Source organism: Paraburkholderia kirstenboschensis (assembly GCF_032806925.1).
In the GTDB taxonomy this organism is placed as follows: domain Bacteria; phylum Pseudomonadota; class Gammaproteobacteria; order Burkholderiales; family Burkholderiaceae; genus Paraburkholderia; species Paraburkholderia kirstenboschensis.
In genome coordinates, this window is the sequence record NZ_CP136513.1 from 2034241 (window position 1) to 2060088 (window position 25848).

At 58.9% G+C, this 25848-nt stretch carries 24 protein-coding genes and 2 pseudogenes; 4 read left to right on the top strand and 22 right to left on the bottom strand.

The features are described from left to right. Positions 1-36: 36 nt before the first annotated feature. Positions 37-546, top strand: a complete 510-nt coding sequence (locus tag RW095_RS31710) for a flavin reductase family protein (protein WP_317022622.1) — start codon at positions 37-39, stop codon at positions 544-546. 42 nt (positions 547-588) lie between these two features. Here the strand turns inward: RW095_RS31710 and RW095_RS31715 are convergent, their stop codons facing one another. After that, positions 589-1104 carry an Lrp/AsnC family transcriptional regulator gene (locus tag RW095_RS31715; protein ID WP_128590318.1) on the bottom strand — a complete coding sequence of 172 codons (516 nt, stop codon included), beginning with the start codon at positions 1102-1104 and terminating at the stop codon, positions 589-591. Positions 1105-1233: 129 nt separating this feature from the next. Between RW095_RS31715 and kynB the strand changes: the two genes are divergently transcribed. From kynB to kynA, 3 genes are read left to right on the top strand one after another with little or no spacing between them, the layout of a single operon-like run. After that, complete coding sequence (gene kynB, locus RW095_RS31720; protein WP_317022624.1) at positions 1234-1872, top strand: arylformamidase; 639 nt, start codon at positions 1234-1236, stop codon at positions 1870-1872. Positions 1873-1910: 38 nt separating this feature from the next. Then, positions 1911-3161, top strand: coding sequence for a kynureninase (gene kynU, locus RW095_RS31725; RefSeq protein WP_317022626.1), 1251 nt, complete (start codon positions 1911-1913; stop codon positions 3159-3161). A gap of 10 nt (positions 3162-3171) precedes the next feature. Continuing rightward, entirely contained in the window at positions 3172-4107 is a 936-nt protein-coding gene (kynA, locus tag RW095_RS31730) for a tryptophan 2,3-dioxygenase (protein ID WP_317022627.1), read from the top strand. A gap of 404 nt (positions 4108-4511) precedes the next feature. Here the strand turns inward: kynA and RW095_RS31735 are convergent, their stop codons facing one another. The 21 genes and pseudogenes from RW095_RS31735 to RW095_RS31835 all read right to left on the bottom strand — a co-directional run bounded on the left by RW095_RS31735 (position 4512) and on the right by RW095_RS31835 (position 25624). Further along, entirely contained in the window at positions 4512-6452 is a 1941-nt protein-coding gene (locus RW095_RS31735) for a T6SS phospholipase effector Tle1-like catalytic domain-containing protein (protein WP_317022629.1), read from the bottom strand. Further along, entirely contained in the window at positions 6442-6927 is a 486-nt protein-coding gene (locus RW095_RS31740) for a hypothetical protein (RefSeq protein WP_317022630.1), read from the bottom strand. The genes RW095_RS31735 and RW095_RS31740 overlap by 11 nt, the downstream gene beginning before the upstream one ends. Before the next feature lie 405 nt (positions 6928-7332). After that, positions 7333-7701 (bottom strand): hypothetical protein, encoded by a 369-nt coding sequence (locus RW095_RS31745; protein WP_317022632.1) that lies wholly within the window; start codon positions 7699-7701, stop codon positions 7333-7335. A 426-nt stretch (positions 7702-8127) separates the two neighbouring features. Next, a complete protein-coding gene (locus RW095_RS31750) occupies positions 8128-8490 on the bottom strand; it encodes a hypothetical protein (protein WP_317022633.1) in 363 nt (120 codons plus the stop codon). A gap of 480 nt (positions 8491-8970) precedes the next feature. Then, the gene (locus RW095_RS31755; protein ID WP_317022635.1) at positions 8971-9336 is read right to left on the bottom strand and encodes a hypothetical protein; all 366 of its coding nucleotides are present in this window, start codon (positions 9334-9336) and stop codon (positions 8971-8973) included. Between the two features lie 288 nt (positions 9337-9624). Further along, positions 9625-9813 carry a hypothetical protein gene (locus RW095_RS31760; RefSeq protein WP_317022637.1) on the bottom strand — a complete coding sequence of 63 codons (189 nt, stop codon included), beginning with the start codon at positions 9811-9813 and terminating at the stop codon, positions 9625-9627. After that, the gene (locus RW095_RS31765) at positions 9803-10183 is read right to left on the bottom strand and encodes a hypothetical protein (RefSeq protein ID WP_317022638.1); all 381 of its coding nucleotides are present in this window, start codon (positions 10181-10183) and stop codon (positions 9803-9805) included. Before RW095_RS31765 ends, RW095_RS31760 begins: the two co-directional genes overlap by 11 nt. A gap of 425 nt (positions 10184-10608) precedes the next feature. Then, positions 10609-10992 carry a hypothetical protein gene (locus tag RW095_RS31770; protein WP_317022640.1) on the bottom strand — a complete coding sequence of 128 codons (384 nt, stop codon included), beginning with the start codon at positions 10990-10992 and terminating at the stop codon, positions 10609-10611. Between the two features lie 171 nt (positions 10993-11163). Continuing rightward, positions 11164-12057, bottom strand: coding sequence for a DUF4123 domain-containing protein (locus tag RW095_RS31775; protein WP_317022642.1), 894 nt, complete (start codon positions 12055-12057; stop codon positions 11164-11166). 2 nt (positions 12058-12059) lie between these two features. After that, positions 12060-12584 (bottom strand): DUF2345 domain-containing protein, encoded by a 525-nt coding sequence (locus tag RW095_RS31780; protein WP_317022749.1) that lies wholly within the window; start codon positions 12582-12584, stop codon positions 12060-12062. Continuing rightward, positions 12488-12970, bottom strand: coding sequence for a type VI secretion system Vgr family protein (locus tag RW095_RS41590; RefSeq protein ID WP_394365227.1), 483 nt, complete (start codon positions 12968-12970; stop codon positions 12488-12490). The genes RW095_RS31780 and RW095_RS41590 overlap by 97 nt, the downstream gene beginning before the upstream one ends. Before the next feature lie 33 nt (positions 12971-13003). Continuing rightward, positions 13004-14529, bottom strand: a pseudogene (locus RW095_RS31790) (type VI secretion system Vgr family protein); the annotation flags it as partial. Continuing rightward, entirely contained in the window at positions 14523-14711 is a 189-nt protein-coding gene (locus RW095_RS31795; RefSeq protein ID WP_317022646.1) for a hypothetical protein, read from the bottom strand. The gene RW095_RS31795 and the pseudogene RW095_RS31790, both read right to left, overlap by 7 nt. 329 nt (positions 14712-15040) lie before the next feature. Further along, entirely contained in the window at positions 15041-16783 is a 1743-nt protein-coding gene (locus RW095_RS31800; protein WP_317019937.1) for a tetratricopeptide repeat protein, read from the bottom strand. A gap of 719 nt (positions 16784-17502) precedes the next feature. Next, on the bottom strand, positions 17503-18240 hold the full coding sequence (locus RW095_RS31805) for an SDR family oxidoreductase (RefSeq protein WP_317019938.1): 738 nt from the start codon (positions 18238-18240) through the stop codon (positions 17503-17505). Then, positions 18237-19781 carry an FGGY-family carbohydrate kinase gene (locus RW095_RS31810; protein WP_317019939.1) on the bottom strand — a complete coding sequence of 515 codons (1545 nt, stop codon included), beginning with the start codon at positions 19779-19781 and terminating at the stop codon, positions 18237-18239. The genes RW095_RS31805 and RW095_RS31810 overlap by 4 nt, the downstream gene beginning before the upstream one ends. A 46-nt stretch (positions 19782-19827) precedes the next feature. Next, positions 19828-20925: an alcohol dehydrogenase catalytic domain-containing protein gene (locus tag RW095_RS31815; protein ID WP_317019940.1), complete on the bottom strand. Its 1098-nt coding sequence runs from the start codon at positions 20923-20925 to the stop codon at positions 19828-19830. Between the two features lie 43 nt (positions 20926-20968). Beyond that, positions 20969-21976 (bottom strand): ABC transporter permease, encoded by a 1008-nt coding sequence (locus RW095_RS31820; protein WP_317019941.1) that lies wholly within the window; start codon positions 21974-21976, stop codon positions 20969-20971. Then, positions 21963-23481: pseudogene (locus RW095_RS31825) on the bottom strand (sugar ABC transporter ATP-binding protein). The gene RW095_RS31820 and the pseudogene RW095_RS31825 overlap by 14 nt, the downstream one beginning before the upstream one ends. Before the next feature lie 66 nt (positions 23482-23547). Beyond that, positions 23548-24516, bottom strand: a complete 969-nt coding sequence (locus tag RW095_RS31830; protein WP_317019942.1) for a substrate-binding domain-containing protein — start codon at positions 24514-24516, stop codon at positions 23548-23550. Between the two features lie 127 nt (positions 24517-24643). Beyond that, positions 24644-25624 carry an AraC family transcriptional regulator gene (locus RW095_RS31835; RefSeq protein ID WP_317019943.1) on the bottom strand — a complete coding sequence of 327 codons (981 nt, stop codon included), beginning with the start codon at positions 25622-25624 and terminating at the stop codon, positions 24644-24646. Positions 25625-25848 lie beyond the last annotated feature (224 nt).

Below are 25848 nucleotides of genomic sequence, written 5' to 3' on the forward strand. Positions count from 1 at the left end.
GGCTTCACGCCGACGTGCATCCACGGCCTGCGCGCAATGAAGCAAGCCAGCCCGCCCAATTTCGACCAGGCCGCCTTCAGGCAGGCGCTCAGCCAGTTTGCTACCGGCGTCACCGTGATCACAACGCGTGCGGCGTCGGGGCAGTTGATCGGCATCACCGCCAGTTCGTTCAATTCGGTTTCACTCAACCCGCCGCTCGTGCTGTGGAGCCTGGCAACACGCTCGGCGTCCATGCCCGTGTTCCGCACGAACAGCCACTACGTCGTCAATGTGCTGGCCTCGTCGCAACTCGATCTGTGCAAGCGCTTTGCCACGGTCAAGGGCGATCGGTTCGAAGGCGTATCGCACGCGGCGGGCGACACGGGGATGCCGGTACTCGATGGCGCGCTAGCCTGGTTCGAATGCCATAACCGCAGCCGTTACGAAGAAGGCGACCACGTGATTTTCGTCGGCGAAGTGGAGCGCTGCGGCGTGCATGAGAATGCAGCGGAGATTGCGCCGCTCGTGTTTCAGAACGGCAAGTTTCACGGGCTCAAACCACTGTAAGCGTGCTTGGCGCCGGCAATGGCTCCAACGAGAGGTAGCGCCTCAGCGATCGTTGTGCGGCGCGCCGTGCCCGCCAGTCCGGGTGACCAGTGACACCGGCACGCCCGAATCTTCCTTCAAAGTCTGCAGCACGATATTCGAGCGAATATCCATCACGCCGGGCGCCTTGTAGAGACGCTCCAGGACGAAATCCGAATAGTGCTTGAGGTTGTGCGCAAGAACCCGCAGCAGGTAATGCGTCTCGCCCGTCACGACAAAGGCGCCGACCACTTCCGGCCAATCGCGCAGCGCCTCGGCAAAGCGCTCGTGCCAGTTCTGCTGGTCGTTGCGCATCGACACCTGCACGAATGCTTCGAGTTCGAATCCCAATACCTCGCGGTTCAGACACGCGCGGTAGTGCTCGATGACACCCTGCTCTTCCAGTAGACGCAAGCGCCGCAGACACGCCGACGGCGACAGCGAGATGCGCTCCGCGAGATCGAGATTGCTGATTCGTCCTTCTTGCTGGAGCACCGCCAAGATACGGCAATCGGTGGCGTCGAGCGAGATCGCGTTCATATTCGGTCTCCCTTTCCCATTTGTCTCAAATTATGTTCCAAGACACGGCTCAGAAGGAGATTTTTTCGCAATCACATTTCGCGGTCAGACACCTATCATTCCCTATGGACATTACCCGCAGATGGAGACATGCAGACACTTTGGGACATTACCCCCGCCGTCGATACGGCGACGCCGGTCTGGCCTGGCGACACACCCGTCGGCATTGAGCGCGTCTGGCGCATCGAGGCCGGGTCGCCCGTGAACGTGGCACGGCTGACCCTCTCGCCGCATACCGGCGCTCACACCGACGCGCCCTTGCACTACGACGCAGAAGGCGCCGCGATCGGACATGTGCCGCTCGATATCTACCTCGGACGGTGCCGTGTGATCCATTGCATCGGCGCATCGCCTGTTGTGATGCCACAACACCTGGATGGTTTGCAGGGCGACTTGCCGCCGCGAGTCTTACTACGAACTTACAGAGATGCGCCGACAGCGGCGTGGGACAGCGGCTTCTGCGCCGTCGCGCCTGAAACGATCGATCTGCTGGCGGCGAACGGGGTGAGGCTGATCGGCATCGACACGCCTTCGCTCGATCCACAGGAATCGAAAACGATGGACGCGCATCACCGCGTTCGCGCGCACGGCATGGCTATTCTCGAAGGCATCGTGCTCGACGATGTCGCCCCAGGCGACTACGAGCTGATCGCGCTGCCGCTGAAGCTGACCACGCTCGACGCAAGCCCCGTGCGCGCAGTGCTCCGCGCGCTGCCAGACGCGCACTGATTTTTCGAATCCGCATCATGCGACTGAACGAGACCACCATGAAACACCGCGAAGAAGCATTGGCGCTCGATAGCGCCGACCCGCTCGCGACATTACGCGACCAGTTCGCGCTGTCGCCGACCACGATTTACCTCGACGGCAATTCGCTCGGCGTGCCGCCGGCGGCAGCTCCACAACGCGCACAAACCGTGATCGCTGCCGAATGGGGCGAGGGCTTGATCCGCAGCTGGAACGCCGCGGGCTGGTTTGCGTTGCCGCGCCGCCTCGGCAACAAGCTCGCGCCGTTGATCGGCGCCGCTGAAAACGAAGCTGTCGTCACCGATACGATCTCGATCAATCTGTTCAAGCTGCTCTCCGCCGCGCTGCGTCTCGCGAACGCACGCGACCCGAAGCGACGCGTGATCGTCTCCGAACGTTCTAACTTTCCGACGGATCTGTACATCGCGCAGGGTTTGATCGAGCAGCTCGACCGCGGCTATGAACTGCGACTCGTCGACGATCCGTCCGAGTTGCCCGAGGCAATCGGCGACGACACCGCGATCGCCATGATCACGCACGTCAACTACCGCACCGGCTACATGCACGACATGGCCGCGCTGACCAAACTGATTCACGACAAGGGCGCGCTGGCGCTGTGGGATCTCGCGCATTCGGCCGGCGCTGTGCCGGTCGATCTGAACGGCGTGGGTGCCGACTATGCGGTGGGTTGCACGTACAAGTATCTGAACGGCGGCCCGGGTTCGCCAGCGTTTGTCTGGGTGCCCCAGCGCCATCAGAACGATTTTGCGCAACCGCTTTCCGGCTGGTGGGGTCATCGCGCGCCATTCAAGATGGACCCCGCTTATCAGCCCGACGACGGCATTGGCCGCTTTCTGTGCGGCACGCAGCCGATGGTCTCGATGGCGCTCGTCGAATGCGGACTCGACGTTTTCCTGCAGACCGACATGCAGGCGATTCGCCGCAAGTCGCTCGCGTTGACTGATCTGTTCATCGAACTAGTCGAGACACGTTGCAGCGAATTTCCGTTGAAGCTCGTCACGCCGCGCGCGCATGCACAGCGCGGCTCGCATGCGAGCTTCGAACATCCGCATGGTTATGAGGTCATGCAGGCGTTGATTGCGCGCGGCGTGATCGGCGACTATCGCGAACCGCATGTATTGCGCTTCGGCTTCACGCCGCTGTACACGCGCTTTGTCGATGTATGGGATGCCGTCGAAACGCTGCGCGAGGTGCTCGTGCGCGAGACCTGGCGGGCACCCGAATTCGCCGCACGCGGCGCGGTGACCTGAGGAGCGCCCGATGAACGATCACATGCAAACGCCGGGCTTGCCCGAAGAAAACCCTGCTCAAGGATGCCCGTTCGGTCAAGGGCGCGCTGCGTCCGCTGAAGGGTCGGCTACAAACGCCCCTTCAGCCGATGGCTGGCACGATGCCCAACTCGACTTCTCTGAGTCGATGAGTTACGGCGATTACCTGTCGCTCGGCACGGTGTTGGATGCGCAACATCCTTTGTCGCCCGATCACAACGAGATGTTGTTCATCATTCAGCATCAGACCAGCGAATTGTGGATGAAGCTCGCGCTCTACGAGTTGCGCGCCGCGCTGGGCGCTGTGCATCGCGATGAGTTGCCGCCGGCGTTCAAGATGCTTGCGCGCGTCTCGCGGATCATGGAGCAACTGGTGCAAGCCTGGAGCGTGCTCGCGACGATGACGCCTTCCGAATACACGTCGATGCGTCCTTATCTGGGCAGCTCGTCGGGGTTTCAGTCTTATCAGTATCGGCAGATCGAGTTTCTGCTCGGCAACAAGAACGAGCAAATGTTAAAGCCGCATGCGCACCGTGCGGACGTGCTTGCCGAGGTGAAAGCTTCTCTGGAGTCCCCCTCTTTCTACGACGAAGTAGTGAAGCTGCTGGCGCGTCGCGGATTCGCGATCTCGCCTTCGCGGCTCACGCGCGACTGGACGCAGCCGACGGTTCATGATGCTTCCGTCGAAGCGGCCTGGCTGGAGGTTTATCGCAATCCTTCGCAGCACTGGGAGTTGTATGAGATGGCCGAAGAACTCGTCGATCTCGAGGATGCTTTCCGGCAGTGGCGGTTCAGGCATGTGACTACTGTCGAGCGGATCATTGGGTTCAAGCAGGGCACGGGTGGGACTAGTGGGGCACCTTATCTGCGCAAGATGCTCGATGTGGTGCTGTTTCCTGAGCTTTGGCATGTTAGGACTATGTTGTAGTTGTTGCGTGGGGGGCTTTGGCGTTTAAAGCCCCTCGCAGCTCGCAAGCGATACGGCAACGACATTGCCAATGGTCGGCAGACCATGCCGAAGAAGAATGCGCGAGATTCAGCGTCCACTTTGTGCCGAGCGAGAACGCCGTCATCGACACGGAATGCGCGCGCGGAATACACCGAACTACGTTGCCGCATGCAGTCTTGCATTGACGCACTACGACAGGTACGCCCACATCCGGCACCCCTGACGATTTTGCCACCGTGGTCCACTGAGTCGCCTTCCAAACAAATCGGACGATCCGTTCTCACTCTAGTTCTATTTTCGAATGCGCTGTCGATGGCTGAATCACGCGAGTCCAATCGGCAATGCGCGGTGTGAATACCGCGCCACCTGTCTGTTTTTAAGCGTCACAGGTGGAGAGCGGCTTTCGTCGATTGCCAGCCGCCTTCGACAGTTTGCATGCCATTGTCGATAGCCCTGCCGGTTTCATTGGCGGCTGAACGGGCACCCTGCCGCACCTGTTGGGTCACGCTTGCTGCTTTCTGTTTCAATGCGTCCAAAGCCGAGGACGCTTCCTTCTGCACCATATCGACTGAATCAATGACGACCCGCTGACCTTCGTCGATTTTTGTGATCACCACGTTCCTGCTGGTCTGATAAACCTCGACAGCATATTTCTGACCTGCGGCCACGGTGTCCACTACAAATGTTTCCCCGACCTTGTACGTCTTCGTCGCTATCATCTCGCCCGCCTGCCAGGTTTCCACCACGATATGTCCGGCGGCGTTGTAGACCTTGATGACCGCCTCCCTGGCGGCGTTCGCGTTGGCGTCGAGCCACTGCAAGCCTTCAGCCAGAACATTGTGGCTGCACTCGGTCATACCGCGCGGCCCGAAATAGCTGAAGGGTTCAACTCCGCACAGGAAGCCCGCCTTCGAATCATGCACATACTTGCTGATGAGGCCCAGCACGTCGTCGGCCGCTGTGGCCTCCCAAGCCTGAAGACGCCACGCCTCGGGCTGCACTAGTTGGCCGTAGACTGATCCAATGACCTGAAGAGGATTGTTCTGCTCCAAAGTCAGCCCTCCTTCCGCCCGACGGCTGCGCAGTGCCTTTGCTTCCTGCGCCATGCTCGCATGGCCGAGAAGTCTGTGGCCGATATCAGAATTATTGTCGGGTGTCCTGATGCCTCGCCGGGACATCGTTCCGTACGCCGAATACAGCGCCTTCATATGTGCGTTGACCACATCCTCAATGGAGCCGCGTGTTGGTACTGCGCGCATGTAACGTGCGAACGCCGTTTCCGCGTCGGGGGTGACGGCGAAACGTTCGTCAAAAATGGGCGCATTGATGCTTTCCACGTCACCGTATGCCGGCAAATGAACACCGGCCTTCAACGCCTCGCTCATCATGTCACGTAATGGTATGCGGGCGTAGTTATTGGAGAGCCCTTGGTCAACCGGTTCATATCCGCCACCGACGTCGGAATGCACACCGGGATAGACGGTCTCGCTCCAGTTTGGCATAAGCTTCCCGTGCTGGCGGATCAGATCGACGGGGAAAGAAAAGCGCATTTCATGAGCCGCGACATAATGAACACACCGCTCGACCGCACCGGGGACCTTCAGATTTTTTTCCGTAAAAAACGAATCCATATTGACCGCGGGCCCGCCGAAGGACGCCACGGTGTCAAACAGGCCCATGAAATGAGTCCGAACCGGAAAGCCCTGATAGGTCAGCTGCCCCTGCTTGTCGGTTTTGCAGTCCTTTAAAAAATCATTCGCGAAGGCGCGCGCCAGCGCCGCTCCACGAGAAAAACCGAAGACAGACAGATTGATCATCTTGATCAGACGATGTGCGGCAAGCGCTTTGCTCAGTTCACCCAGGCTTTCGCCCTTGCTTTTCTCGGCATAGGCTTTCGTCGTCGCGTTCAGCTTCTTTGCATTGTCGAGCAAGACCATTCGCAGTTTGTCGTTAACGTTGTTCTTTCCAAACTCGGTCCGGCGGGTTCCGCCTGCGCCACCGAACCCACCGCCTACCTTGTCCTGAGTTGTTGTCCACGCCTCGTCCAACCAGTCGGTCGCCGTGCCATTGAAAGCCGTACCTACTCCTGATATGTAGATGGGGTAATCCGGTCCTCCTTTTTCTGCGATTAGAAACGCTGCCTGCCACATTTTGGCGGGATTGGCCCACTTCTTCGAAGCCTCATCAGCGTCCTTGTTATTGCCTGTGCCATCAAAAAACAAACTGATGTTGACCACGTCAGAACAGTCCTGCTTCGGACTGGGCGGACTATTCGGAATATCACGGTTGCCGGAAACAGCCGACTGCAACTGTTCATTTGCCATGCTTTCTCCTCTCGTCGATGATCTTTCCACGAGGCGTCGGATCGGGTATGGACTCGTCAAAAACGAATTCGGCTGTGTCATCCGGATAGATGTTCACCGCCAGGTAGCGGGCGTCTGCAGGAACCTCCTCTACGGCGAGATTGATGGAATTTTTCATCGCCACCGTTTCTCCGTTACCGGCCATTCCTAGCGGTCCGTCTAAGCGCCACGTTAAAGCCTGCTTTCCGAACGGCACGCGGATGCCGGTAATCATGCCGTTGGTTCCATGGGAGTTGGCTCCGCCGATCCCGGAGCCATTGAGCATGACATCGAATATCGGGCGATCCAGGTAGCTGTACAGCACAACGGACAGCACAATGTCATTTTTCATAAACAGTCCCGCTTTGTGGTTTTCCTCACTGCACGCAACCAAGGGGTAAGCAAGGCCGAGCGCAAGAAATCGGGTCAACGCGCGACGGGTTGGATTAAAAAGCATCAGTTCTGCATTCCAGGTTCAGGGTTAATTCGTGAGTGGAGTTTCTTCGGTGCAAGGTTTACGTTCACGGAAATTGCTTCAACGCTTCTGCCAGGCTGACCTGACTCTCTCGAGCACCTTCCAGCAAGCCTACGATCACGTGGTTCTCATACACCTGATCACCGTAAGTCAGCGCAGCGCAGATCTAGTCAATAATGTCTCTCATACCCAGCAGGCACACCCCGCGTGCCTCCAGCAGATGTTTTTCCACACAGGTGTATCGCGCTGTCTCAGGTATGGCAGCGAGTAGCTCGGGCGGGGTGGCGTTGATGTAGCCAAGGATATGATCCGGCGCACCAGTCCTGCTTCGGAGCTGGCGTGCTGTTCGGTACGTCAAGATTGCCGGAAAGGACAGACTGCAAACGTTCATTGGCCATTTTTTTCTGCATTTTCCATAATGAATTTCCCCCGCTTTGTTGCTGTCGGTAAGTATTCATCGAAGGTCACCTCGACCGTATCGTCCGGGTAGATATGAATGGCTAAGTACTGCGCATTATCGGAGACGTCCTTGTCTGTGAGATTCAGGGTATTTTTCATTTCGACGGTATTACCCGTCCCCGCGTCACGCCAAGTCAACGTTTGAGGCCCCAGAGGAATGGAGACGCCGGTTGCTATTGCTCTACCGCCATCGTATGCAGCAGCGCCACCGCCAAAAGCGTTGTCTAACAGAACGTCAAAGATTGGTCTGTCGGTATATTTAAAAACGACAACATCCATAACAATGTGTGTTCTCATAAGCGGCCTCGCTTTGCGTTGCTTATCACCACATGCGATCAAAGGATAAAAAAGACCGAGCGCTAGACATCGGGTCAACGTTCGACGGGTTGCATTAAAAAGCATCCGTTCTGCATTCCAGGTTCAGAGTTGAATTCGTGAGTGGAGTTTTTTGGAGTAGGCCATTAAGTTCACGGAAATTGCACGCGACAACGTGCGGAACACCTCACCACGCCGTCTACCTTGGCTTGACTTGCGGTCAACATCTCGTCCACACGTCGGTAGCCGTGCTGTTGGAGCCAGTACCCGCGCCGGTTCATCAGCGTCCTGGTTATTGCCTGTGCCATCAAAAACGAACTGATATTGACCACGTCGGAACAGTCCTGCTTCGCACTGGGCGGTCTATTCGGAATGTCACGGTTGCCGGACACAGCGGACTGCAACTGTTCATTTGCCATGCCGTCTTCTCTCATCGACGATCTTTCCACGAGGCGTCGGATCGGGTATGGACTCGTCAAAAACGAATTCGGCTGTGTTATCCGGATAGATGTTCACCGCTAGGTAACGGGCGTCTGCAGGAATCTGGTCCTCGGTGAGAGTGATGGTATTTCTGATGGAGAACGTTTTCCCCGACCCGGCATCGCGCCACGTTAAAGCCTGCGCTCCGGACGGCACGCGGATGCCGGTAATCATGCCGTTGGTTCCATGGGAGTTGGCGCCGCCGATCCCAACGCCATTGAGCATGACATCGAAGATCGCGTAATCCAGGTAGCTGTACAGCACAACGGACAGCACAATGTCATTTTTCATAAACAGTCTCACTTTGTGGTTTTCATCACTGCACGCAACCAGAGGATAAGCAAGGCCGAGTGCGAGACATCGGGTCAACGTGCGACGGGTCGGATTAAAAAGCATCAGCTCGGCATTCCCCATTTACAATTAAATTCGATCAGTGGAGGTTCTTTGGCGCAAGTTATGACGGTCAGGGAAATTCACGCGGCAGCGTGCGCGGCACGCTTTCTACCCTGCGCTTTTCGCATTGGGCCAGCCCGTTCCGCAAGCGCCGCCGTCCTTCCCCGCCTACCTTGGTTTGAGTTGCGGTCAACAGCTCGTCCATACACCGGTAGCCGTGCCATTGACGCCAGTACCCACGCCGGTTCATCAGCGTCCTGGTTATTGCCTGTGCCATGAAAAAACAAACTCACATCGGCGACATCGGAACATTCCCGCCTCTAGACTGTTTTGTTATCCGAAACATCACCCTTGTCGAAAAAAGGGGATTGCAACCGCTCATTCGCCATGCGGTTCGCTCTCATCTATGATCTGATTTCCCCGGGGCGTCCTATCCGGTATGTACCTGTCAAAAATGAACTCGGCTGTATTGTCCGGATATATGTTCACCGCCAGATAGTGAGCGTCTGTGCCGATCTGCTCCTCGGTGAGAGTGATGGCATTCCTGATAGCGAACGTTTCCCCCGACCCTGCATCGCGCCACGTTAAAGCCTGCTTTCCGAACGGCACGCGGATGCCGGTAATCATCCCGTTGCCCCCATGGGAGTTGGCGCCGCCGATCCCAACGCCATTGAGCATGACATCGAATATCGGTCGATCCAGGTAGCTGTACAGCACAACGGACAGCACAATGTCGTCTTTCATAAACAGTCTCGCTTTGCGGTTTTCATCACTGCACGCTACCAAGGGATAAGCAAGGCCGAGCGCAAGACATCGGGTCAACGTGCGACGGGTTGGATTAAAAAGCATCAGTTCTGCATTCCAGGTTCAGGGTTGAATTCGTGAGTGGAGGTATTTGGAGCAAGCCATTAAGCTCACGGAAATCGCATGCGGCAACGTGCGTAACACCTCACCACGCCGCGCTTTCCGCACTAGACCAGCAGGCTCCGCCTGCGCCGCCCACGTCACCACCTACCTTGGCTTGAGTTGCGGTCAACATCTCGTCCCCCGTGCTGTTGGAGCCAGTACCCGCGCCGGTTCATCAGCGTCCTGGTTATTGCCTGTGCCATCAGAAAACAAACTGATAGCGACCACATCGGAACAGTCCTGCTTCGGACTGGGCGGACTATTCGGAATATCACGGTTGCCGGAAACAGCCGACTGCAACTGTTCATTTGCCATGCTTTCTCCTCTCGTCGATGATCTTTCCACGAGGCGTCGGATCGGGTATGGACTCGTCAAAAACGAATTCGGCTGTGTCATCCGGATAGATGTTCACCGCCAGGTAGCGGGCGTCTGCAGGAACCTCCTCTACGGCGAGATTGATGGAATTTTTCATCGCCACCGTTTCTCCATTGCGAACCATTCCGCGCGGCCCGCCAAGACGCCAGGTCAAACGCTGCTTACCAAACGGCACGCGGATGCCCGTAATCATGCCGTTCGTTCCATAGGAGTTGGCGCCGCCGATCCCAACGCCATTGAGCATGACATCGAAGATCGGGCGATCCAGGTAGCTGTACAGCACAACGGACAGCACAATGTCATCTTTCATAAACAGTCTCACTTTGTGGTTTTCATCACTGCACGCAACCAGAGGATAAGCAAGGCCGAGTGCAAGACATCGGGTCAACGTGCGACGGGTTGGATTAAAAAGCATCAGCTCGGCATTCCAGGTTCAGGGTTGAATTCGTCAGTCGAGGTTTTTGGAGCAAGGTATTACGGTCACGGAAATCGCATGCGGCAACGTACGAAGCACCTCACCACGCCGCCTACCCAGGCTCGAGTTGAGGTGAACATCTCGTCCACACGTCGGTAGTCGTGCTATTGGAGCCAGTACCCGCGCCGTTCATCAGCGTCCTTGTTATTTCCTGTGCCATGAAAAACAAACTTATATCGACGACATCGGAACATTCCCGCTTCACGACTGTTTTGTTATCCGAAATATCACCCTTACCAAAAACAGTGGATTGCAACCGTTCATTCGCCATGCCGTTCACTCTTGTCTATGATCTGATCCCCCCGAGGCGTCCTATCAGGTATGTACTTGTCAAAAACAAACTCGACCGTATTATCCGGATAGATGTTCACCGCCAGGTAATGGGCGTCTGCGGGAATCTGCTCTGCGGCGAGATTGATGGGATTCTTCATCGCCACCGTTTCTCCGTTACGAGCCATTCCTGGCGGTCCGTCCAGGCGCCACGTTAAAGCCTGCTTTCCGAACGGCACGCGGATTCCGGTAATCATCCCGTTGCCCCCATAGGAGTTAGCGCCGCCGATCCCGGAGCCATTGAGCATGACATCGAATATCGGGCGATCCAGATAGCTGTACAGCACTACGGACAGCACAATGTCATCTTTCATAAACAGTCTCGCTTTGCGGTTTTCATCACTGCACGCCACCAAGGGATAAGCAAGGCCGAGCGCAAGACATCGGGTCAACGTTCGACGGGTTGGATTAAACGGCATCAGTTCCGGCATCCAGGTTCACAATTAATATCGATGAGCGGAGCTTTTTAGAGCGAGGTATCACGTTCACGGAAACTTCTCCAGCGCTTCTGCCAGACTCATCTGACTCTCTCGAACACCTCCCAGCAAGCCGACGATCACGCTGTTCTCATACACCTGATTACCGTAAATCAGCGCAGCGCAGACATAGTTAATGATGTCCCTCATACCCACCAGGCGCAGCATGCGTGCCTCAAGCAGATGCTTTTTCACACGGGCGTATCGCTCTGTCTCAGGTATATCCGCCAGCAACTCGGGCTTGGTGGTGTTGATGTAGCCCAGAAGATGATCCGGCACACTGGCTTCCACCAGCATATCCACCTGCGTTTGTGTGAGCCTTAGAGGAAGCATTACCGTGCTTGCGGCACCAGGGTTTAGGGCGGGCGCAATCTGATGCAACTTGCCGTTGCGATCCCAGTACCACCATGCGGAGATACCGGTCAGGAATTTTTCGCGCTGCTGCACGGTTAGCACCGGCCCGGGCACATGCAACGTGGGGTCGTCCAGTTGTCCGACCAGCGTCGCAAGAACAGCGGGGTCCCAGAATGCAAATATCATTTCTTCGCCATCCGGCAATACGACTTCGGTGGACGAATGCAGATGCGCGTAAAGCGGATCGAATGGTAGAGGGCTGGCAATAATACTCACCGCAGCGGGCAACACAGGTCCATAGCTGGATATCCACTGCCAGCTTGCCGCGTCCCGTTCAAACTGCGGAAACGTCATCAGATGCGGCGCAGCGGCTTCCAGATCCGGCCCTTGCGCAAGGGTGAGCAGGCATTGACTGCGTGTTCCGGGCTCGGCCTGCTGTATTGCCAAAGGGTGTCGCGAGTCCTGCGCCGAGTCCACTATCAAGTAAAAGTGCAGCGGCGGTTCGACCGGGAGCGCGAGCACCTGCGTCTCAAGATTGTTGATGCTCATTGTCAAGTTCCCTTGTTGACCAGTGCAGAGCGACTTGCCGCACGCTTGAGCAGGCATTCAATGCATACATCCTTCGGTAGCATTGGGATTGCAACGGGCAGATTTTTTGGACCGGACAAACTCCTGCTTGCTGAATGCACCACCCAGCTACCGTTGGTTCCAGTCTCAATACCGCCCGCCTGCCACCGGGTATAACTACCGCCACCGTTGATCACCACCTCGTCCTTCGCGGTGATCGTGATCCGGTTGGCGGTGTGTGTGATGTTCAGTTTCGCCAGAATGTTGACGCTGTCTTTCAGCGCCTTCAGATCAATGTCCCCGCCGGCGGCAGTCAGGTTCATGCCCGCCTTGACGCAGAACAGCCTGATCCCGTTCCTGATGCTTGCGAGCAGCCGTCCGCCAGCTGACACACTCACATGCTCGCCACTGGTCAACCCAATATGTTCACCGCTCGCAACATGTGTGGATCGTGCCGAGGTGGTCTCGATACCGGCAGGGCTGGCGAGAACCAGATGCGGCCTGGCCAGTTCGGGGAAGTGGCCTTCGTTGTTGCCGCTCGCCCCCTGATTTCATCGTTCTGCGCCTTGATGACCTTCGTGACATCGCTCTGATCTTTGTCCGGGTCCTGCGCCTGGTTCTGCTGCGCCAGTCCAGCCAGGCTTTCATGCTGCTCGCGCGCCTGCGTGAGCCGCTGCACCGTCTCGCCCATGTCCTTCGCGGGGGCCTGCGCACCGTTGCGCGTTTCCGTGGTGATCAGCAGGCCTTTGTTTGCCCGGATCACGCCGTGCGCGTCGGTGGCGATCTCGACACCCTCGCCGCGCGCCTGCTTGCGTCCCTCGCCGGGCACAATGCGTGTGTTGTAGCCCACCACCAGCCGGGAATTCGCCTGGTCGCTCGTCACCTGCGCCTGCAATTCGCCCGGCGTGTCGTCCGCGACGAACTGGTTCGAGCCGCCCCCTTTCAGGCTGCGGCTACGCATGCCCGAAAGAATGTGGTTACCCTGCAACGGCCACGGCGGCATGTTGTTAGCGTTATAGGCCTGCCCGATGACGAACGGCCGGTCCGGGTCACCGTTGATGAAATCCACGATCACTTCCGTGCCCACACGCGGGACGCTGATGCTCCCGTGCCCGTTACCCGCCCATGGCGACATCACCCGCACCCAGCACGATGAGTTAGCGTCCCGGTTCGGTGACCTGTCCCAGCGGAATTTAAGCGTCACGCGACCATACGGTTCGGTGGACACGACGTTCCTGTCGAAGCCCGTCACCACGGCGGGTTGCGGGCCGGTCGTACGCGGCTTCGGGACCGTGCGCGCCGGGCGGAACACATTGGTCGCCGGCTGCACGGTGAACTCAGTGCGGAACCGGTAGACGCCCGAACCGGAGGATTGCGCCGTCTCCTCGGCGTCGAGCTTCGCGCGGATCACCATGTATTCCCGATTCGCCTTGCGGTACGGATGGTTCTCCAGATGGAACTCGTCCCGCACACGACATTGCGCACGCTGCCACGGCCCTCTGCCCGCTCGCCGCGCGCAAAAATTTCCTCGATGCGGATCTGCGCGAGCTTCGCGCCCTCGGCCGGGTCCGTGTAGTCGCCCGGCCACTCGTAGCGCGTCAGATCGTTGTCCACCGTCTCCTGCGGCTGGACCTTGCGAACCGCGAGATTCGCCTCCGGCTGCCTGAAGTCATAGTCGCTGGTTGTCCACACGCCTGACTGCAGCGTCTGCGCGATATCGAACGCGTCGATATACTCGGCGTCGATCTTGTGTCCCGGCGGGTAGTACGCGAGCGTGTGATACGCCTCGCTGTCCACCGGTCTGTGCGCGCCCACATGGTCCACGAACACCATCGTGTGGTGGGTTTGCGAATGTTCGAAGAACCAGTAGATGCCGTTTTCCTGCATCAGCCTCTGGATGAAGGCGAAGTCCGTTTCGCCATACTGGACCTGGTAGTCGAGTGGCGGGTAGATCCGGCTGGTGCGCCACGCACAGGTGTACCGGTAGGCCTGCAACACCTCGCGGATGATGTCTCTCACGTTCTTGCGCTGGAAAATCCGGTAGTCCGAGCGCTGGTCCGCCAGAAAGATCCACGGTTGCAAGGTGAGCTGGTAGTGGCTGAGCCGGTCCTGCTGCCCGACAAAGCGCGCGCTCGTGACGATGCCGCTGATCTCTCGCGTGCCGCTGCCGATATTCCTTGCCCACACGGGGCCCGACGACCGGCTGATCCCCTCAAGCTGGATGCTCACCGTCAGTTCGTTGCCGATCATGTCGCGCAGGTCGAGGTTCGCCGCGTCGTCGGCCAGCATGTCGAGGTCGTCCGGCGTCACCATGTCCAGCGCGTACGTGTAGATTTCCGACAGGGCTTCCTCGCCGCGGATCGATAGGAGCACCAGTGCGGGCTCGCCCGACGGCGACCTCGGCAAGGCCGCACCGCTGGCCGTGATAGTGCGTTGGGTCGAAAACTTCAGCATGCGTCTCCTTCGTCCAGAATGAGTTGATGCAGTGGCCGGCCATTCAGGCCGCGCTGTATCGAGCGCATGGAGGTCTCCTGCTGCACTGAGCCAGGGTCGTCGCCGGTTGCGTACAGCAGGAGCAGCTCGTAGCGCCAAGGTTCGGCCCACAGACGCTCAACGTTCTCTGAAGAAAGCGCCACGTGTGTCACGGTCGGATCAAAAGATGCACGCCCCAGGTTCCGTCACCGGTGCACATGCGCGGACCGAGCGGCGCATCCATGCATCGAGCGGACCTCATCAGTGCAGTAATCGGCGGAGCACGGATGCGCAATGCGACAAAAATGTTCGGCCATGCGGGCTCCCCTGCGCCTGGTCTTCCGGGTTCCTGCGGTGTGCGTCTCTCATCGCTATAGCCGTCCGTTACTGGATTCCAGATTCCGGAGTATGAGTACGTCAGCTTCGCCCGGCTATCAGACCGGCCCTGCATTTCTCCTGGTTTGGGAGGAAAAGGCATTCGGAAAATTCAGATTTATATGTGGCGCTCGCTCACCTCGACGCGTGGCCAAAAGAGTTCCCGAACTACTCGATTACGCTGCTTCGAGTAGCGGTTCAGCGCGGCCCCCAGAGCTTCCAGGACTTCAGCGACTACCGGTGCCCATTGCCCAAGCTCCTGCTGCCGGAACAGCCTCATTGACGGATACCAAGGGCTGTCGCTTCGCCCCGTCAGCCAGCGAAACTCTGCATACGCGGGCAAGAGCACCCACACAGGCACATTGGCCGCCCCGGCAAGATGAGCGACGGCCGTATCGACGGTAATGACCAGGTCGAGAGTCTCAAGGATCGCAAGCGTATCGGTGAAGTCTTCAATGATTGGGCCGAGCGTGTGCACCTTAAACTCGTTCGCGAAGGCTTCGCTATCTCGCTCATGCTCGCCTTTTTGCAGCGAGAACCATGTGGTCCGAGGAAGCGCCAACAGCGGTTTTAAAGTCTCGATACCAATAGACCGAAATCGATTCAGAGCAGTGTGCGGACCGCCCGCCCACACGATGGCAATTCGCACGTTGTCATCAGGAGGGGCTGGCGGCGACATTGCATCGACTATTTCGCGCCAATGATCACTATGGCGGGGCGGTGCCGAAATGTATGGGATGGCGATGGGGAGCATAGGCAAGTCAAGCTTCATATGCTCCGGCATCCTCAGCATATGGCTCCAGTAGTCGTACGGACCGGGCGGGGTGTACGTATAAACCGAGCGCACGGAACTCATGCTGGCTGCGATTCCGGCGATTGGCTCGCTAACCATCACGTCGACGATTGCACCCTGCTGATGGAGCCATTCGGCAAAGCGGAGGAACTGGATTTCGTCGCCGCGCCCCTGCTCGCCCACGAGCAGGAATAGGCACCCCGCAACCGCTTCGCCACCCCACAACGGAAAGTCCGGAAAAACGAGGGTTGCGTGCGCTAGCGGCGTTGAATAAATCACATTGCGACGCATCCAGCCGTTCCTGAAGTCACCTTCACTCAACTCGAGACATGCAAGCTGACACTGCAATACCGGATCATCAGGCGCAAGCCCTACCGCTTGCCTACTGTGAACCAATGCATCTGCAACGTTGCCTCGCACGCTCAGTGCATGTGCCGCAAAGTGATGGAGCGTGACGCGTTGCGAATCGAGCGCGAGCCCACGCCGGGCGACATTTAGCATGTCGGCAAAATGGTCGATCTTGTATAGCGCAAGACACAGTTCCTGCAACGCCTGCGCATTGGTCGCTTCACGCTCTTCGATCTGCGCAACTACCTGGTTCACAAATGCCGTCCGTTTGGCTTTCCCCAATGCCACGATCAGATCCAGCCCGTCCTGCAGCGATGACGAGTCGAGCGACCATGCCAGCGACCAATAGTCGGCGGCATCATCCGTTTCCTCAAGCTCGGTGCTTATGCGCGCGATAGCTCGCACCGAATGATGGAGGTCCGGCTCGATCGACAGAGCCGCCCGATAGTGCGCTCTCGCCTCTATCAGGCGCCCAAGCAGTCGCAGGCAATCGCCGAGATTGCGATGCAGTGTCACAGTACTTCCAGCAAGCTGCAACGCGCGATGATAAAGAGCCTCCGCGCGTGTGTACTCACCCTTCATCGCGGCAATCAGGCCTGCATGTTCACACAGATCGGCTCGCGCGGGATCGACGTCCACAGCGCGCGTCAAATAGTTGTCGGCCTCAACAATTTCATTCGCGTGCACGCACACCAAACCCATGCGGTGCAGCGCGTGCACGTCGTGCGGATTCAGTCTGAGCAGCTGACGGTAGCCACTCGCCGCCTCTTGGATCCGCATCGCGGAAAAGCCGGCATCTGCGCGCGCTAGCAGATCATTCCGGTCTACCGATGCCGAGGTACTGTCGGGAAAGTTGAACATTTCGAAAATCGCTCTGCCGGTGCAAGACGCGGCGCTCCTGGCCGCTGCAGGAGCGCTAAACGAGCGTCAGCACTGCAGGACTTCAAGGTTGATAGGGCGTATAGATAGCGGCGATGTTATCGCCATCTAGGTCAGTGTTTGCGACCACCAGGCTTTCCCAATCTTCGCAGCCACGCTTTCCAGCCAGGCAGTTGGAATGCATACGTAACCGTTCGCAGTGGGGGAGTAAACATTTCAAACACATGATGCATCAGACAAGCCATTTCCCTCTGACAGGCAATTGTCCGGCTGCATCAGATACTGCGAATTTGTATGTGCGATTTTCAACTGGCGACGAGTGAGATGTCCGAGCAGCCATCCGTATCAAGGCTCCCGAGCATCGCATTTCGGAGGTACGGCAATATGCGTCGAGCATTCGCCTCTACTTTTCAGACCAGTCTTATTCGCATGCGTATCGGCCGCCGCGCGGGTCGACCTGACGGCTCTCATAGCAACTTCCTTATCACCCGCGATCTTTCGACCGCACGCCGAGGCCAAGCCGATGGGTTCGCCGTGTCAAAACCACAAGCCCAAAAAAATCACCTCGCGGTAAACCCCCCATCAACAGCCAACGCAACCCCACTCACCATCGAAGCCGCATCACTCAACAAAAACGCTACAACCGAAGCCACTTCGACGGGCTCAGCGAATCTCCCAAGAGGAATAGCCTTAAGAGCAGGCTCCCGCTTCACTGGATCGCTCCAGGCCTGCACGGCCATAGGTGTCAACGTGACAGTGGGATTAACGCTGTTAGCCCGAATCCCGAACGGCCCCAATTCGATACACAAACCCCGCGTCACTGCATCGAGCGCCGCTTTTGAGGCCGAATAACTCAGGTGGTCGTCGAGCGCCACAAGCGCCGCCTGACTCGACACGTTGACGATGCTCCCAGCCCGCTTCCCCTCGATCATCCCCCGCGCCACGTGCTTCGCAACCAGCACCGCGCCGCGCGTATTCACTGCCATCACGCGATCGAAACTCGCGGCCGTGGTATCCACTGCTCGCTCGAGCAACGCGATTCCCGCGCAATTCACGAGGCCGTCGAAAGGACCGAGCGACGCAAACGCATCGTCGATTGCAGCTTCATCGCTTACGTCGAGCATCAACGGCTCGCAGCCGGTCTCTTCGGCGAGGCGCGCAAGCTCGTTGACATTGCGCGCCGCCGCCACGACATTCCCACCGCAAGCACACAACATCTCGACCGTCGCCCGGCCGATTCCGCTCGAAGCGCCCGTCACCAGTATCGAGCGGCCAGAAAAATCGAAAGTAGCATTCATGATGTTTGCAAACGATGCATGACCGGCTTCAACGCCGGATAGAGATCGGTGTATATGCCGAAACGCTGTTCGTAGAGCGCCATTCGCGCGGCGTCCGGCTGCGCCCGCTCGATCAGCGTGACCCATCCTCCCTGTGCCGCTTCCTGAGAAATGAGTCCGACGCCCAGCGCCGCGAGCAATGCGGCGCCCATCGCCGCCTCCACTTCCTGCTCGATGGTGTAGACCGGATAGCCGGTGATGTCGGCGATGATCTGCATCCACAAGTCAGAATGCGCCGCGCCGCCAACCACGACCAGCTTGTCCTCCAGCGACTGCGCGCCTTTGCGGCCCGCCTCTATGTTGTGCTTCAACGCAAACGACACGCCCTCGAGTACCGCGCGATAAAGATGCGCCCGCGTGTGAAACAGACTCAGGCCAACGAATGCGCCGCTCGCCTTCGCGTCCCAGACCGGACTGCGTTCGCCCATCAGATACGGCAGAAACATCACGCCATCCGACCCAGCCGGCACCTTCGCTGCGTTGTCTTCTAGCAGCCGATGCGGATCGCCATGAGGCGTCGCGCGCGCGGCTTCGATTTCCGCATGGCAGAACTGATCGCGATACCAGGCCACGGACGCCCCCGCGGTAATCGCACCGCCGAATACATAAATGTCGCGCTGGCCGTTAAAAACGTGAGGCATGCTGATCAATCCATGACAGGCGTCCACCGTCTGATTGATGTATCCCCAGCACATGCTCGTGCCGATCATCGCCACATGCTGCCCCGCGCGGCTCACGCCGGCCGCGAACGTTGCGACGGCTGCGTCCACACCGCCCGCGACAATCGCCGTGCCTGCCGCGAGCCCCAACTGTTCGGTCCACTGCGACAGCAGGCCGCCCACTACCTCCGACGATTCGACGAGGCGCTCCGGCATCATGGTTGCGGGAATGCCCAGCATGTCGAGCGCCTCGTCCGACCAGTCGCGCTTCGCAATGTCGTAGATGCCGCCGATATTGCCCGCGGAACTGTGGTCGACCGCAATCTCGCCGGTCAGCATGTAGATCACATACGCATTCGGCGGGAGGAAATAACGCGTTTGCGCCCATACGTCCGGCTCGTGATCGCGCAGCCACAACATCTTCGTGTAGCCGTAGTAGCTGTCTACGCCGTTGCCGGTGATCGTGTAAAGCCGATCGAGGTCGATGTTGTTGCGCACCCACTCGACCTGATCGGTCGCACGCCGGTCCATCCATATCAGGCAGGGATAGAGCGGGCGCATATCGCTATCTACTGGAATGCCCGAGCCGCCATACAGACTGCTCACGCACACGGCCTTGATGGAATTCGCCGCGACGCCCGCCTCTTTCGCCTTGCCAACGCACGCGGCAATGCATTCCGTGACCGCCTTGAACCACACGGCGGGCCACTGTTCCGCCCATAGCGGCCTGGGCGTATCCGGCTGATAGCTCGACGCATGGTGCGCGACGATGGCGCCATGTTGATCCACGAGCAGCGCCTTCGTGCTCTGCGTGCCGATATCCACGCCGATGACGTGATCCATACAGTCTCCGTTTATATGCCGCTCCGGTTTCCACCCAGGCGTAAGCTCAGGCGCGCGGCTTCATGAGTACCTTGATCGAATCGAGCGAATTGGCGATCTTGATCGCCTCATCCCATTCTTCCAGCGAAAAGCCGTGCGTGACAATCCCTTTCGACGTGACGAGCCCGCGCGCGAGCAGATCGATCGCAATCGGATAGCAATACGGCCCGAGATGCGCGCCGCGCACGTCGAGTTCCTTGCGATCGCCGATCACCGACCAATCGAGCGTGGTATCCGCGCCGAACACCGAGAACTCGACCAAGCGCCCGAGCTTGCGAATCAGATCCATGCCCTGATTCACGCCGACCGGTGCACCGGTCGTTTCAATATATACGTCGCAGCCATAGCCGTCGGTAAGCGAATGGATGATCGCGAGCGCGTCGTCATTTTTCGGATTGATCGTCACGTCCGCGCCGTACTCGCGCGCAAGCGCGAGGCGCTCTTCCACGAGATCGATCACCACGAGCTTCTTCGGCGTCTTCAGATGCGCGACTTGCGTCATCATCAATCCGAGCGGCCCCGCGCCGGCAATCACGACGACGTCGTCCAGTTGCAAATCCCCGCGATTGACCGTGTGAATCGCGCACGCGAGCGGTTCGATGATCGCGGCGTCTTCGAGTGAAATGCCGTCGGGAATCTTGTGGACGATCGCAGTCGGCGGAATACGCATGTACTCGGCCATGCCGCCGTCCGCGACTTCGCGCTGGAAGCCAAAAATGTTGTGTACTTCGCACATCCAGTACTGGCCCGACTTGCAATAGCGGCACTTCGCGCAGGGCACGATCTGCTCCGCAATCACACGGTCGCCGACCTTGACGCCGAAATGCTCGGCCGCGCCTTCACCGAGTTCCTGCACGAAGCCGAAAAATTCGTGACCCGGAATCACTGGCGCCTTGACCCACGGGCTTGGACCGCCCCAGAACATCTTCGCGCCCGAATGGCATTTGCAGTCGCTCGCGCAGATGCCGCACGCCGCGATACGGATCACCAGTTCGTGCGCTCCTGCGCGCGGTTTCGCTACCTGTTCCACGCGATAGTCCTTCGGTGCGTGGCAAACAATCGCGGTCATGTTCTGCTGGTCGGATGATGTGGATTGATTCGTCATTGCAAATCCTGCCTGAAGTGGAGATCAGATGGGGAATTGAGCCTTACTTTCTACGGTCACGGCTAATGTAAATCGCGAGCAGAATGATTCCGCCCTTGATCACGTTCTGCACATACGGATTCACGCCGACCATGTTCAGCCCGTTGTTCAACACGCCGAGCAGCAGCGCACCGATCAGCGTGCCGATGATCGAGCCGCGTCCGCCTGAAGTCGAAGTACCGCCCATTACCACGGCGGCAATGGCGTCGAGTTCGAAACCCACGCCCGCATTCGGCTGGCCGCTCATCAAACGTGCTGTCAATACGATGGCGGCGAACGAGGACGTCAAACCTGCGATCGTGTAGACGATCAATTTCACGCGCGCTACGCGCACGCCGGATAGACGCGTCGCCTGTTCATTGCCGCCGATCGCATACACGTAGCGGCCAAACGGCATGCGCTCCAGCAACACGCACGCGATGACGTAGATCACCGCCATGATCACCACGGGTGCCTGAATGCCGAGAATCTTGCCGCTGCCGAAAAAGCTGACCCAGTCGGGCAAACCGTCGATCGGATAACCGCCTGTGTAGATCAGGGCAAGACCGCGTGCGATGCCCATGGTTGCGACCGTGACGATGATCGGCGGCATGCCGGCGAACGCGACGAAAAACCCATTGGCCGCGCCGAAGCCGAGGCCGACGGCGACGCCCACCGCCAACGCAGCAAGCGCATTCATGCCGGCCACCATCAAACCGGCGGCCAGCGTGCCTGCCAGAGCCATCACGGAGCCCACCGACAGATCAATGCCGCCAGTCAGAATCACGCACGTCATGCCGACCGCGATGATCGCGTTGATCGACACCTGACGCAGCACGTTCTCGATGTTCGCGCCGGAGAGGAAGCTGTCGCTCGCGAACACCATCACGATGCAGACAACGAGTAGTCCGATGAACGGATAGAACAGCGTGGAGCGCTTCAACGCGGCCCATGTAAAGCGGACCGGCGCGCCGGGCGTATCGCTACTCACGGTCGATGTTTTCGGCGATGAAGAAGGATTAGGCGTGTTCATGCTGGGCTCCACGAGTGCCGGCGGTTGCATAGGTCATCACGGCGTTAGAGTCGATTCGGTCGCCTTCGAGCAGCGCTTCGATGCGGCCTTGGCGGAACACGGCGACGCGGTCGCACATGCCCACGATCTCCAGTAGTTCGGACGAAATCATGATGATCGAATAGCCGCGCGCAGTAAGTTCGCGCATCAGCAAATAGATCTCCGACTTCGCGCCGACGTCGATGCCGCGCGTCGGTTCGTCGAAGATCAGGATGTTGGTGTGATGGTTCAGCCAACGCGCAATCACCACTTTCTGCTGGTTGCCGCCCGACAGCGTGGCGACTTCGGTGTGCATCGTCGGCGCCTTCACACCCACGCGTTTCATGATGTCGGCGGTCGCGCGCGCTTCGCTGCGCTGATCGATGAAGAATCGCAGCGAGCGATACTTGCCGAGGTTGTTGATCGAGATGTTCTGCTTGATCGAGAAGTCCGTGATCAGCGCCTCCGTCTTGCGGCTTTCTGGAAGAATGCCCACGCCCGCACGCAACGCATCGGCCGGATCGGACAGCTTCGCAGCATCGCCGTTGATGCGAACCTCCTTCACGTAGGCCGGATCGGCGCCGATCACGGCGAGCGCGGTTTCGGTACGGCCCGAACCGACCAGTCCGGCGAAGCCGAGAATCTCGCCTTCGCGCAGCGTGAATTGCAGCATCGGGCTGTCTTTCAGCAGTTGCAGCTTCTGCACGTCCAGCACGATTTTCGCGTCGGGCCGCAACGGCGGCTTCGGCGGAAAGCTGCTTTCAATGCGGCGCCCCACCATCATCTCGACGAGGCGGCCTACGTCGGACTGCGCAACTTCCGTCATGCACATACTGGCCGTCGCGCAGCACCGTGATGCGGTCGCACACTTCGAAAATTTCTTCGAGGTGATGGGAGATAAAAATCATCGCGACGCCCTGCTTTTTCAGGTCGCGCATGATCGCAAACAGATGCTCCGCTTCGGCAGGCGTGAGCGTCGCAGTCGGTTCGTCGAGAATCAGAATGCGCGCTTCGAGCGACAAGGCCTTGCCGATTTCGACGAATTGCTGCTGCGCGACCGAGAGCTCGCGAATAGGCACCGACAGGTCAATCGAAACGCCAAGCCGCCCGAAAATCTCCGCAGCCGCGCGCCGCATCCTGCCGCGGTTGAGCAGACCCAGGCCGTTCTTCATTTCGCGGCCCAGGAACATGTTCTCCACGGCGTTCAAATACGGAATCAGACTGAATTCCTGGAATACGATGCCGACGCCCGCGGCCACCGCATCGTGATAGTTCGCGAAGTGGCGCGGCTCGCCTTCGATCGTGATCGTGCCTTCGTCCGGCTGATAGATGCCGCACAAGATTTTCATCAGCGTCGATTTGCCCGCGCCGTTTTCGCCCAGCAGCGCATGAATCTCGCCGCGTGCTATCTCGAGGTGAATGCCTTGCAACGCCTTCACGCCGGGAAAGCTCTTGGTGATGTTGTCGAGCTTGAGTATCGTGTCCATCGGGTGCTCCATCACTGCCCGCCGCCGCGCGCATCACCAATAGAAGCGCGGCAGCGGGCATTCGGCTTACCAGCTAAAACCCTTGGCGTTGCTCTTGTCGATCATCTTCACGTCGACGGGAATCGCTTTTGGCACATTGGCGCCCCACTTCTTCGCGTACGCGATGCCGAGTGCTATGCGCACCTGGTCAGCAGGAAATTGCGCGGAGGTCTCGACGAATTTCGAATTCGGCTTCTGGATCGCGGCAATCGCTTCAGGCGCGCCGTCCACGCTCGTCAGCTTGATGTCCTTACCCGATGACTCGATCGCCGAAAGCGCGCCCATCGATCCACCGTCGTTCACGCTGAACACGCCCTTCAGATTGGGATGCGCCTGGATCATGTTCTCGGTCACCGAGAGCGCCGTCGCGCGTTCCTGCTTGCCGTTCTGCGTATCCACGAGCTTTGCGCCCGGCGACTTCGCAAGCGCGGCCTTGCAGCCGCGCACGCGCTCGAGAATCGGCACGACCGGAATGCCGTCGAGAATCGCCAGTTCGCCGCTGCCGCCAATCGACTTCGACAGATACTCGCAGGCCATCTGTCCGGCGTCGAAGTTCTTCGAGCCGACGAACGAGTCGACGGGACCATTCGCGTTCGCATCCACCGCGACGACCACGACGCCCGCTTTCTTCGCCGACGTCACCGCCGATTGAATGCCGGTCGAATCGGTCGGATTCACGAGCAGGATGTCGATTTTCTTCTGCAGCATGTCTTCGACGTCGCTCACCTGTTTGCTCACGTCGTGATGCGCGTCGGTAATGATCACCGTTGCGCCGGTCGACGCGGCCGCGTCGTTGAGCGCCTTCTGCATGGTCACGAAGTACGGATTATTCAGCTCCTGAAACGTCATGCCGATCTTTAGCGGCGCGGCCTGCGCGGCGGGCGCCGCGATGACCGACAGGCTCAATGCGAGGCCCGCGAACAACGCGCCGCGCCGCGCCGCGCCGCGCCGCGCGAAAGTATTCAACGATGCGTGTTTGATGGTGGTTTGCGTCATGGTTGTCTCCGTTCTTGAAGTGAACACGTCCGTCACGCTGCCGTCGGACAGCGCGATACGTGTTGAAACACGGGTGAAGCAGAACGCCTGGCTGACAAGCTCGGCGGTATGAACTACATAGGCGGCGTTACGTTGGCGGATAAGCAGAGGCGGCAGGACGCGGCAGACCCGGCGCGAGCACGATGGCGGGCGCATCGTCGATGCCCGCACCGCGCGCCGCGGCTTCTACCGATGCATCGCGGCTCGCGTCGTTCATTTGCTGATAGCGGCGGAACCTCGAAGGCGCCATGCCTTTCACCGCGAGAAACTGCCGGTTGAAATTCGACAGGTTGCTAAAGCCCGCCTTGAAGCAGATGTCGGTGACGCTGAGCTCGCTATCGGTGAGCAACTGACATGCGAGATTGATGCGCATGCGGTTCACGTATTGCACGAACGGCAAGCCCGTATGCCGGCGGAAATAACGCGAAAAAGCACTCACGCTCTGACCGGCCAGTTGTGCGAGACCCGATTCGCGCAACTCGTTTGCGAGGTTCTTGCCGATATACGAGAGCACATGATTGATGCGCGTCGCTGCGCAGCCGGTTGAGTCGGCCTGATACGCGGGACTCGCGAGCGTCTCGCGATCTTGGGCGGTCATCAGGATTCCGAGCATCGACATGAAGAGCACGAGACGGCGCAGTCCGCGCGCCGCCAGCAATTCGAGGAAGAGCGGCTGGATCGCGGCGCTCGTGCGGGCGCCGAACGACACACCGCGGCGCGAGTCGGCAAGCAGCGCCTCGACCTGACGCCACTCGGGGAAGCTTTCAAGGCAGCTCGACACGAACTCCTGGCCGAACTGCACGACGAGATTGCGCTGCGCAATGCTCTCGCCTTCGGGCACGTCGCTAACCCAGTTGTGCGGCAAGTTCGGGCCCATCAACACGAGGTTGCCCGGCGCGAAGCTGCTGATGTGATCGCCGACGAACATCTTGCCCGTGGTCGCCACGATCAGATGAATCTCGTACTCCGGGTGAAAGTGCCAGCGTACCGTGCGATACGGATAGCCGTGCGACCACACTTTGAACGACTCGTCGCGGCGTACGGCCACGATCTCCAGATCGGGTTGCACTGTCTGCCTCCATGATGCGGCTCACGAGGATGCCGCTCGTCTTCATCTTGTACAGCGAAAAGTAGCCTCCAAACGCGCAAGCCACCACTCAAAATGAGACTGCGGACCGATACTTTTTTGCACTCGGGTAAGTCATGACGGGTTCAGCGTCAAGAATGATGCAATGCAAAAACCTGCGACGAAGCGCGTCGCCCGGTCATTCAACGGGTCACGCAACCACGCGG

Excerpts from the sequence above, each read along its gene's own strand:
- RW095_RS31710 (WP_317022622.1), top strand. The coding sequence starts at position 37 with ATGAAGCAAGCCAGCCCGCCCAATTTCGACCAGGCCGCCTTCAGGCAG.
- RW095_RS31715 (WP_128590318.1), bottom strand. The coding sequence starts at position 1,104 with ATGAACGCGATCTCGCTCGACGCCACCGATTGCCGTATCTTGGCGGTG.
- kynB (WP_317022624.1), top strand. The coding sequence starts at position 1,234 with ATGCAGACACTTTGGGACATTACCCCCGCCGTCGATACGGCGACGCCG.
- kynU (WP_317022626.1), top strand. The coding sequence starts at position 1,911 with ATGAAACACCGCGAAGAAGCATTGGCGCTCGATAGCGCCGACCCGCTC.
- kynA (WP_317022627.1), top strand. The coding sequence starts at position 3,172 with ATGAACGATCACATGCAAACGCCGGGCTTGCCCGAAGAAAACCCTGCT.
- RW095_RS31735 (WP_317022629.1), bottom strand. The coding sequence starts at position 6,452 with ATGGCAAATGAACAGTTGCAGTCGGCTGTTTCCGGCAACCGTGATATT.
- RW095_RS31740 (WP_317022630.1), bottom strand. The coding sequence starts at position 6,927 with ATGCTTTTTAATCCAACCCGTCGCGCGTTGACCCGATTTCTTGCGCTC.
- RW095_RS31745 (WP_317022632.1), bottom strand. The coding sequence starts at position 7,701 with ATGAGAACACACATTGTTATGGATGTTGTCGTTTTTAAATATACCGAC.
- RW095_RS31750 (WP_317022633.1), bottom strand. The coding sequence starts at position 8,490 with ATGAAAAATGACATTGTGCTGTCCGTTGTGCTGTACAGCTACCTGGAT.
- RW095_RS31755 (WP_317022635.1), bottom strand. The coding sequence starts at position 9,336 with ATGAAAGACGACATTGTGCTGTCCGTTGTGCTGTACAGCTACCTGGAT.
- RW095_RS31760 (WP_317022637.1), bottom strand. The coding sequence starts at position 9,813 with ATGGCAAATGAACAGTTGCAGTCGGCTGTTTCCGGCAACCGTGATATT.
- RW095_RS31765 (WP_317022638.1), bottom strand. The coding sequence starts at position 10,183 with ATGAAAGATGACATTGTGCTGTCCGTTGTGCTGTACAGCTACCTGGAT.
- RW095_RS31770 (WP_317022640.1), bottom strand. The coding sequence starts at position 10,992 with ATGAAAGATGACATTGTGCTGTCCGTAGTGCTGTACAGCTATCTGGAT.
- RW095_RS31775 (WP_317022642.1), bottom strand. The coding sequence starts at position 12,057 with ATGAGCATCAACAATCTTGAGACGCAGGTGCTCGCGCTCCCGGTCGAA.
- RW095_RS31805 (WP_317019938.1), bottom strand. The coding sequence starts at position 18,240 with ATGAATGCTACTTTCGATTTTTCTGGCCGCTCGATACTGGTGACGGGC.
- RW095_RS31810 (WP_317019939.1), bottom strand. The coding sequence starts at position 19,781 with ATGGATCACGTCATCGGCGTGGATATCGGCACGCAGAGCACGAAGGCG.
- RW095_RS31815 (WP_317019940.1), bottom strand. The coding sequence starts at position 20,925 with ATGACGAATCAATCCACATCATCCGACCAGCAGAACATGACCGCGATT.
- RW095_RS31820 (WP_317019941.1), bottom strand. The coding sequence starts at position 21,976 with ATGAACACGCCTAATCCTTCTTCATCGCCGAAAACATCGACCGTGAGT.
- RW095_RS31830 (WP_317019942.1), bottom strand. The coding sequence starts at position 24,516 with ATGACGCAAACCACCATCAAACACGCATCGTTGAATACTTTCGCGCGG.